Genomic DNA, 1,752 nt, shown 5'->3' with positions numbered 1-1,752 from the left:
AGAGGTGTATAAGAGACAGGGCCCTCCCCCGCAAGCGGGAGAGGGAGTAGAGCGTCCTCGCGGCAATCATCCCGGCCAATCCAATCATCCTCACACCCCCAAATACGCCTGCTTGATGGTGTCGCTCGCCGCGAGCTCCGCCGCTGACCCGGCGGCGCGGATGCTGCCGGCTTCCAGCAGATAGGCGCGGTCGACCACGCGCAGCACCTGCTGCACGTTCTGCTCGACGATCAGGACCGTCAGGCCGCTTGAGCGGATGCGCTTGACGAGCTCGAACACCTGCTGCACCACGACCGGCGCGAGCCCGGCCGACGGCTCGTCGAGCAGCAGCAGTTTCGGGTTCGACATCAGCGCACGGCCGATCGCGCACATCTGCTGCTCGCCGCCCGACATCGTCCCGGCCATCTGGTGCTGGCGCTCCTTCATGCGCGGAAACAGCTCGAACACGAACTCCAGCCGCTCGGCGTAATGCGCGCGGGCGCCCGGCATGTAGGCGCCCATCTTCAGGTTGTCGGCGACGGTGAGCCGCGGAAACAACCGGCGATTTTCCGGCACATGCGCGATCCCGAGGCTGACGATGCGATGCGGGGGCGTCGCGACGACGTTCACGCCTTCCATCGCGATCGTGCCCCTGATCGGCCGGATCAACCCGGAGATCACCCGCATCAAGGTGGTCTTGCCGGCGCCGTTCGGGCCGATCACGCCGACCGCCTCGCCCGCCTTGACGTCGAGGCTGACGTCAAACAGCGCCTGGAAGCTGCCATAGCCCGCGTCGATCGATTTCAATTCCAGCATGCGCTCACGCCCCGATCCGGCGCCGCGCCTGGGCTGCGGCCGCGGCCGCGAGGCTCGCATCCGCATCGGTGCCGAGATAGACCTCGATCACTTTTGCGTCGCCGGCGACATCGGCCGGCAGGCCCTCGGCGATCTTCTCGCCGTGATCGAGCACCATCACGCGATCGACCACGCGCATCAATACGCCCATGATGTGCTCGACCCAGATGATGGTGATGCCGAGCTCGTCGCGGATCCGGCGCAGCATGTCGGCGGCCTGGTCCATCTCGGCCTCGTCGAGCCCGCCAAGGCTCTCATCCGCGAGCAACAGTTTCGGGCCGGTGGCGAGCGCCTTGGCGAGCTCGAGCTTCTTCAACCCGGCGGCGCCGAGGCCCTCGACGCTGGCGTTGCGATCGGTCGGCAGCCCGACCATCGCGAGCGCCCGCTCGGCGGCCTCCTCGGCCTTGCCGCGGCTGTGGCGGCCCTGCCCGTAGAAGCCGGCGAGCACGACGTTCTCGAAGATGCTGAGGCGATGGAACGGCCGCGGGATCTGAAAGGTTCGGCCGATGCCACGGTTGATGATCCGGTGCGGGGCGAGCCCCGCGATCTCGTGGCCGTCGAACAGGATCGAGCCGGAGGTCGGCGGCAAGGTGCCCGAGAGCATGTTGAAGATCGTGCTCTTGCCCGAGCCGTTCGGGCCGATCAGGCCGAGGATCTCGCCCTGCTCGACGCGGAACGACACGTTGTTGACGGCACGAAAGCCGCCAAACCGCTTGACCAGGCCTTCCACGGCGAGCACGGCAGTTCCCTTCGCGACGCTAAAGCAGGATAGAATCAGATCGAGACGACGCGGCCGCAGGCTCGGTGCACCTCTCCCGCTTGCGGGGGGCGAGACGAGCGAAGCTCGCTCTTAGGTCGGAACGCATCGAAGATGCGGTCCGGGTGGGGGCTCTCTCCACAATGAGACTCGCGGAGAGA

At 67.2% G+C, this 1,752-nt stretch carries 2 protein-coding genes; both read right to left on the bottom strand.

From position 1 onward, the window contains the following. Nucleotides 1-90: 90 nt before the first annotated feature. Nucleotides 91-795, bottom strand: a complete 705-nt coding sequence (locus AC1VNY_RS42355) for an ABC transporter ATP-binding protein (RefSeq protein WP_482409647.1) — start codon at nucleotides 793-795, stop codon at nucleotides 91-93. 4 nt (nucleotides 796-799) lie between these two features. Further along, nucleotides 800-1,573 carry an ABC transporter ATP-binding protein gene (locus AC1VNY_RS42350; RefSeq protein ID WP_018272977.1) on the bottom strand — a complete coding sequence of 258 codons (774 nt, stop codon included), beginning with the start codon at nucleotides 1,571-1,573 and terminating at the stop codon, nucleotides 800-802. Nucleotides 1,574-1,752: the final 179 nt, after the last annotated feature.

The sequence above is a fragment of the Bradyrhizobium ferriligni genome, from assembly GCF_056837965.1.
Note: the sequence above shows the minus strand (reverse complement) of the source record. Positions and strands in the feature narration are given on the sequence as shown.